This is a genomic window from Actinosynnema sp. NPDC037264 (assembly GCF_055603705.1).
The window spans coordinates 1-5,975 of the sequence record NZ_JBVJVK010000104.1 but is presented as its reverse complement, the minus strand read 5'-3'; the positions used below and the strand labels follow the sequence as shown (position 1 = coordinate 5,975).

Genomic DNA, 5,975 nt, shown 5'->3' with positions numbered 1-5,975 from the left:
TTCCTCCGCTTTGTCCACAAACACCCCCCCCCAGCCCCAAAACCTCCCCCCCCCCCCCCCCCCCCCCCCGCCCCGCCCGCAGTACGACAAGTACTGGCGCGACGTCAAGGACCTCACCGTCAGCGCCGCGCCCACCGCCGTCGGACCGGACACCGTCACCGTCGGCATCGACTTCACCGGCCCGGACGGCAAGAGGTTCCGCGAATCGCACCGCGTGCGGCTGGTCGTCCAGAACGGGACGCCGCTGATCGACGCGGACGAAGTCGTGTCCTCGCAACGAATCGGCAAAGCGGACGACGACGAGGACGAGGACAAGAAGGAGGACGACAAGAAACGCGGTGGCGGCAAGAGCGGCGGAGGCTGAGGGCCGGTTACGCGGCGACCTCGCCCCACACCGCCTTGTAACCGGCCTGGGGATCCACGCCCCACCGCGAAGCCAACCGGTTGACCAGCAAGAGCCCTCGGTGGTGCGGTTCCCGCCCGCCCGGCTTGCCCAGCACGGGCAGCAGCTCGGGGCTGGCGTCGTGCACCTCCACCCGCACCACTTGCGCGTCGGGCCGGTGGCTCAGCCGCAACCGGCGTGGCGCGGTGGCGTGCTCGAACGCGTTGGTCAGCAACGCGTCGGCGATCAGCAGCAGGTCGAGCAGCTTCGACTGGTCCAGTTCCGGGACGTTCTCGGCGATCCACCTCCGCGCACGGCGCACCGGTGGGACTTTGTCCTCCAGATCGAGGTCGACGTGGTCAGCGGACCGTTCGACGACGTCCACAACACGAGCCTTCCAGCAATCGGCACTCCCTTGAGCACAGGGGGGTAGGTGGCGGGTTCCCCGCGGCCGGAACCGCAAACAGTGACGCCGACCTCATCGCGGGTCCGCCGCGGCGGAGGTCGGCACGGGGATCAGGTGGTCGACCAGCCCGGCGGTCGCGTCGATCAGCTTGACCACCCGCGTGACCTCCGGTGATGCCACCAGGGTCAGGTCCATGCCGTGGTCGCGGCACAGGTCCGCCGCGTGCAGCAGCACGGCGAGACCCGCGACCCCCATGAACGTCACGCCGCCCAGGTCGAGCCTGATCCCGTCCGGTCCCAGCCCTTCGCGCACGAGGTAGTCCTGGATCCGGTCCGCCGCCACGATGTCCACCTCGCCGGACACCGTGATCACCGTGGTGCCCTCACCGGTGCGGAAATCGCAGGAGAAACCCGCGCGCGGACCGCGCTTACCCGAATCGGGCGCCACCGATCGCCTCCCGTGTCGCACTACGTCCGACCCCGCGTACGGGAACGATTCAGACCAGTCGGACCTCGGCCCAGACGGTCTTCTGGTCGTCATGGGGCCGATGACCCCAGTTGACCGACAGCCGGTTGACCATGACCAGGCCGCGACCGTGCGCGGGGGTGTCCAGCCGTCCCAGGACGGGGAACCGGCTCGGGCTGCCGTCCTGCACCTCGATCCGCACCAGGTCGGCTTCGAGCCCTCGGCGCAGCCGCAGCCGTCGTGGCCCGGCGGCGTGGCGGTAGGCGTTGCCGACCAGTTGGGCGGCGACCACCTGGATGTCCACGAGTCGGTCGCCGCCGACGCCCGGGAACGTGCGGGCGACCAGGTCGAACAACTCGTCCGGCGCGGGAGGGGTGTCCGGGAGGCCGAGTTCGACGCCGTCCCGGGGAAGTTCGACAGTGCTCATGGTCCGCCCTCCGCTGCCCTGTTTTCTCAAGGCATGAACAACGCGTTTGGTACCCGCTGGACCGACGGGCCAAACCAGCCGCTCACTTCGGCGTGACCACCACGGACACCTCCACCGGCACCGACTGCTCAGGACCCGCGGTGACCGTGCCGCTGATCGTGCCGCCGACGGCCTTCGGACCGGCGAGCAACCGGAGGACGAACGTCACCTGGGCGCCCGCGGCCAACTCGCCCTCGGCCGTGCAGGTGACGGTGCCCTTGCCCGCCGGGCACCCGACCGTCCGCGCCGCGCCGTCCCAGCCCACGAGCGGCCGACCGAGCAGGTTGCGGCCCGGACCGACCACTTGCACGCCTTCGGGCAGCGACAGCGCCAGCGTGGTGGGCGCCAAGGGCGTCCGGCCGGCGTTGCGGATGGTGACGGGCAGGTCGACGGGTGGTCCGCCGGTGGGCAGGGCGAAACCGTCCGGCACGACCGTGACCAGCGGCTGCGCCAGGGGTTCGGCGGTCGTGGTGGTGGTGACGACGCCGCCCGCGACCGGTGCGGACGGCGGGTCGGACGGTCCGGTCGTGGTCACCGGCGGGCCGGACGATCCCGTGGCGGGCGCGGACGTTCCCGAGACGACCGGCGAGACCTCCTGCTGGTCCGCCGACGGCGCGGGCGGTTGCGCCGCGACCGTGGGCACGGCCACCGGCTGCCCGGCGTTGAGCCCCAGCGCCACGGCCGCGACCATCGCGGTGGCCGACGCCGCCATGCCGAGCCACTGCGCCGTCGTGACCGAGTTGGCCGCCGCTCCCGCCCCCGCGCCCGCGCCCGCCACCGCCGCGCCCGCCTTCGCCGCGCCGGCGGTCGTGGCCAGGTAGCCCGAGACACCGGCGCCGAGCACCAGCGGCGCGACGACGGCGCGCAGCGTGCCGTTGACGTCGGCCAGTTCGGCGGCCATCGCGGGGCAGGTCGGGCACTCGTCGAGGTGCGCCTCGACCTGGGCGGCTTCCCGCTTGGTGAGGCCGCCCCTGGTCCACGCGGCCAGTTTCGCGACGGTGGCGCGGCAGCGGTTCGTGGGGCTGTCCGCCAGGTGTGCTTGCAGGTAGGCGGTCTTGAGCCCTTCGCGGGCCCGGTAGGCCAACGCCGAGGCGCCGTTCGCGGTCAACCCCAGCAGCTTCGCCAGCTCGGCGGCCGACTGGCCCTCGATCTCGGTCTGCCACAACACCGTCTGCCACCGCTCGGGCAGGCTGGCGAACGCCCTCGTGGCCAGCGCCCGTTCCAGGGTCGCCACGGCCGGGTCGTGGAACGGCACCGTGGTGACCTTCTCCACGCCCGACACGGCTTCCACGTCGTCGGCCAGCTTGAGCTTCTTGTCCCGCCGCGTCTTGTCGTACGCGGTGTGGCGCAAGGCGGTCAGCAGGTAGGCGCGGAACGCCGAGTCCGGGCCACCGCCCGCGCGCACCGTGTCGAGCACCTTGGCGAACGCGTCCGACACCAGGTCGTCGGCCTCGGCGCTCGACCAGGCCAGGTGCCGGGCCAGGTTGCGGGCCGCGGTCACGTGCCGCTCGAACAGCTCGCCGTACGCCTGGATCTCCCCGCCGCGCACGGCTTCGATCAGCTCGGCGTCCGACGGCGGCCGGGACGAACGCGGCACGCCCGACGAGCCGGACGTCGAGCTCGCGTCGGCGTTGAGCGCGTGGTCCAGGTCGTCGCGCAGGGCGGCCAGGTCCGCGCGCGCCCACCGCTCCAGCTCGCGCTCGTCGGGGTGCCCGATCACCGGACGTCTACCTCCCAGGCACGGTGGGTGAGCGATTCAGCCCGGACCATATCCAACCCGGCGGAGGATTCGGCCCACCGCCTCCGGCAGCGGATCACGACCCGCGACCCGCGACCGCGGCTCGCCAGGCCGTCACCGCGGGTGACGGTATCGCACCGCGGAACCCCGGAATCCCCTTGTCCGCACCAGTGCGGTCACCACCGCGTGCGCACAGTTGACCGGGAAGGGTGAAGGTTTCCCGGATCGACGATCGGCGCACGTCACCGACGTACTGTCCCGCAGTTGTGCGCAGAGCACGTCGGCGAATCGTCGACGCGCCAACGGAACAGGACGGTGGACATGACCGCGATCGACGAGGGCTACGTCTTCGACAACCACAACCTCCACGCCACCGAACAGCACCGCTGCCTGGCCGCCGCCTACGACCCGGCCACGCTCGCCCACCTGGAGCGCACCGGCGTCGGGCCGGGGTGGCGGTGCCTGGAGGTCGGCGCGGGCGGCGGCAGCGTCGCGCACTGGCTCGCCGGCCGCGGCGCGTCGGTGCTGGCCACCGACGTCAAACCCGAGCACGTCCCACCCGCCGCCGGGTTGACCGTGCTGCGGCACGACGTCGTCCACGACCCGCTGCCCGAAGCCGGGTTCGACCTGGTCCACGCCAGGCTCGTGCTGCTGCACCTGCCCGAGCGCGAACAGGTGCTGCGCAAGCTCGTCCGCGCCCTCAAGCCCGGCGGGGTGCTGCAACTCGACGAGTTCGACCTCGACTACGGACCGGTGCTCCTGGCCGCCCATCCCGAGCACGCCGCCGCGTACGAGGATTTCCTGGCGGCCAAGGAGCGCATGTTCGACGCCGCGGGCGCGGACCGCCGCTGGGGTCGCCGCGTCGCCGCGTCGATGGCCGCCGCCGGGCTGGTGGACGTGGACCCCGTGCCGGTGGTGCGGCAGTGGCACGCGGACTCGCCCGGCCTGCGCCTGCTCGTCCACCACACCCACCACCTGCGCGACAAGCTGCTCGCCGCCGGCCTGACCGACACCGCCCTCCGGACCGCCCGCGCCGCGATGGCGCACCCCGCGTTCCGCGCCACCTCCTGCGTCTTCTACACCGTCCAGGGCAAGCGCCCCGGGCGAAGGTGACGAAGCGTCGCGACCGCACGGCACTTCGGCACCCCGAACGGTCGGCACGCGCGGTCGTCCGGCGATCATGATCGGCCCGCGGTCGCGGGCTACGTACACTTCGGCCGTGGCGGGGAGCATCGCGGACGGTCGACGGCGTGGGCGACGACGCGGAGAGCTGACGGTCGAGACGATCGCCCGGCTCGCCGGGGTGTCGAAGCCGACCGTGTCGAAGGTGCTGAACGGGCGGGCCGGCGTGGCGGCGGAGACGCGGCAACGGGTCGAGGCGCTGCTGCGCGAGCACGGCTACCGGCGCCCGGACGCCATCGCGCCCTCGGCCATCCTCGAAGTCGTGTTCTACGGCCTGGAAAGCCACATGGCGGTCGAGATCGTGCGCGGCGTCGAACCGGTGGCCCGGGAGCACGAACTGGCCGTCGCGTTCACCGAGGTGGTCGAGCCGACCTCGCCCGGCCGGTCCTGGGCCGAGAAGCTGCTGGCCAGGCACCCGGTCGGGGTGATCGCGGTGTACTCGGCGTTCACGCCGGAGCAGCACGCGCTGCTGGCCGCGAGCGCGATCCCGCTGGTGGCGCTCGACCCGTCCGGCGAACCGCTGCACACCACGCCGTCGGTCGGCGCGACGAACTGGAGCGGCGGCATCACGGCCGCGCGGCACCTGCTCGACCTCGGCCACCGGCGGATCGGCGTGATCGGCGGACCGACGGACTCCCTGGGCGCCCGCGCCCGCCTGGAGGGCTGCCGGGCCGCGATGGACGCCGCGGGCGCGCCGCTCGACGACCGGCTCGTGCGCACCGGCGAGTTCACCTTCGAGCAAGGCCTTGAACTGGGCCGCGAGCTGCTGGGCCTACCCGACCGGCCGACCGCCGTGCTGTGCGGCAACGACCTGCAGGCGCTCGGCGTCTACGCCGCGGCGTGGCAGCTCGGCCTGCGCATCCCGCACGACCTCAGCGTGGTCGGCTTCGACGACATCGACAACACCCGCTGGTGCTGCCCGCCGATGACGACCGTGCGGCAGCCGTTGGCCGAGATGGGCGCGACGGCCGCCCGGATGCTGCTCACCCTCACCAAGGGCGGAACCCTCGTCCAGCCCCGGGTGGAGCTGGCCACGACGCTCGTCGTGCGCGAGAGCACCGCGCCGCCCGCCTGAACCCGGAGCACGTCACGGCTCCGAGCAAGCCACCCGAGGTCGCCTGCGCTCCCCGGGTCTTGTCTTCCGAACTGTTTCGCTCAATACTCCTAAATGTTTCAGCGCCGGAACACCCCACGGGCGCGGAGGCCTCCTCCGCCGCCCGACCGAACCGCACCTCGTTCCGGAGGACTGACAGTGAGGATGTAGGTGAGCACCTCCCGGCTGGGGTCTGACCCCAGGACTGACTGACTTCGGGTCCTCAACGGGATCTGTCGGCCC

Annotated in this window: 6 protein-coding genes and 1 pseudogene; 3 read left to right on the top strand and 4 right to left on the bottom strand. The window is 72.7% G+C overall.

What is annotated here, in order from left to right; translation table 11 throughout:
- A pseudogene (locus ACZ7GX_RS44265) lies at window positions 1-364 on the top strand (hypothetical protein); the annotation flags it as partial.
- Window positions 365-371: 7 nt separating this feature from the next.
- Here the strand turns inward: ACZ7GX_RS44265 and ACZ7GX_RS44260 are convergent.
- The 4 genes from ACZ7GX_RS44260 to ACZ7GX_RS44245 all read right to left on the bottom strand — a co-directional run bounded on the left by ACZ7GX_RS44260 (window position 372) and on the right by ACZ7GX_RS44245 (window position 3,439).
- On the bottom strand, window positions 372-767 hold the full coding sequence (locus tag ACZ7GX_RS44260) for an ATP-binding protein (protein ID WP_498786661.1): 396 nt from the start codon (window positions 765-767) through the stop codon (window positions 372-374).
- Between the two features lie 93 nt (window positions 768-860).
- Entirely contained in the window at window positions 861-1,235 is a 375-nt protein-coding gene (locus ACZ7GX_RS44255; protein ID WP_498786660.1) for an anti-sigma factor antagonist, read from the bottom strand.
- Between the two features lie 49 nt (window positions 1,236-1,284).
- Complete coding sequence (locus tag ACZ7GX_RS44250; protein ID WP_498786659.1) at window positions 1,285-1,680, bottom strand: ATP-binding protein; 396 nt, start codon at window positions 1,678-1,680, stop codon at window positions 1,285-1,287.
- An 82-nt stretch (window positions 1,681-1,762) separates the two neighbouring features.
- On the bottom strand, window positions 1,763-3,439 hold the full coding sequence (locus ACZ7GX_RS44245) for a sigma-70 family RNA polymerase sigma factor (protein ID WP_498786658.1): 1,677 nt from the start codon (window positions 3,437-3,439) through the stop codon (window positions 1,763-1,765).
- A 339-nt stretch (window positions 3,440-3,778) separates the two neighbouring features.
- Here ACZ7GX_RS44245 and ACZ7GX_RS44240 point away from each other — a divergent pair, with 339 nt between their 5' ends.
- Entirely contained in the window at window positions 3,779-4,570 is a 792-nt protein-coding gene (locus ACZ7GX_RS44240; RefSeq protein WP_498786657.1) for a class I SAM-dependent methyltransferase, read from the top strand.
- Window positions 4,571-4,676: 106 nt separating this feature from the next.
- Window positions 4,677-5,714 carry a LacI family DNA-binding transcriptional regulator gene (locus tag ACZ7GX_RS44235; RefSeq protein ID WP_498786656.1) on the top strand — a complete coding sequence of 346 codons (1,038 nt, stop codon included), beginning with the start codon at window positions 4,677-4,679 and terminating at the stop codon, window positions 5,712-5,714.
- The last annotated feature ends 261 nt before the right edge of the window (window positions 5,715-5,975 follow it).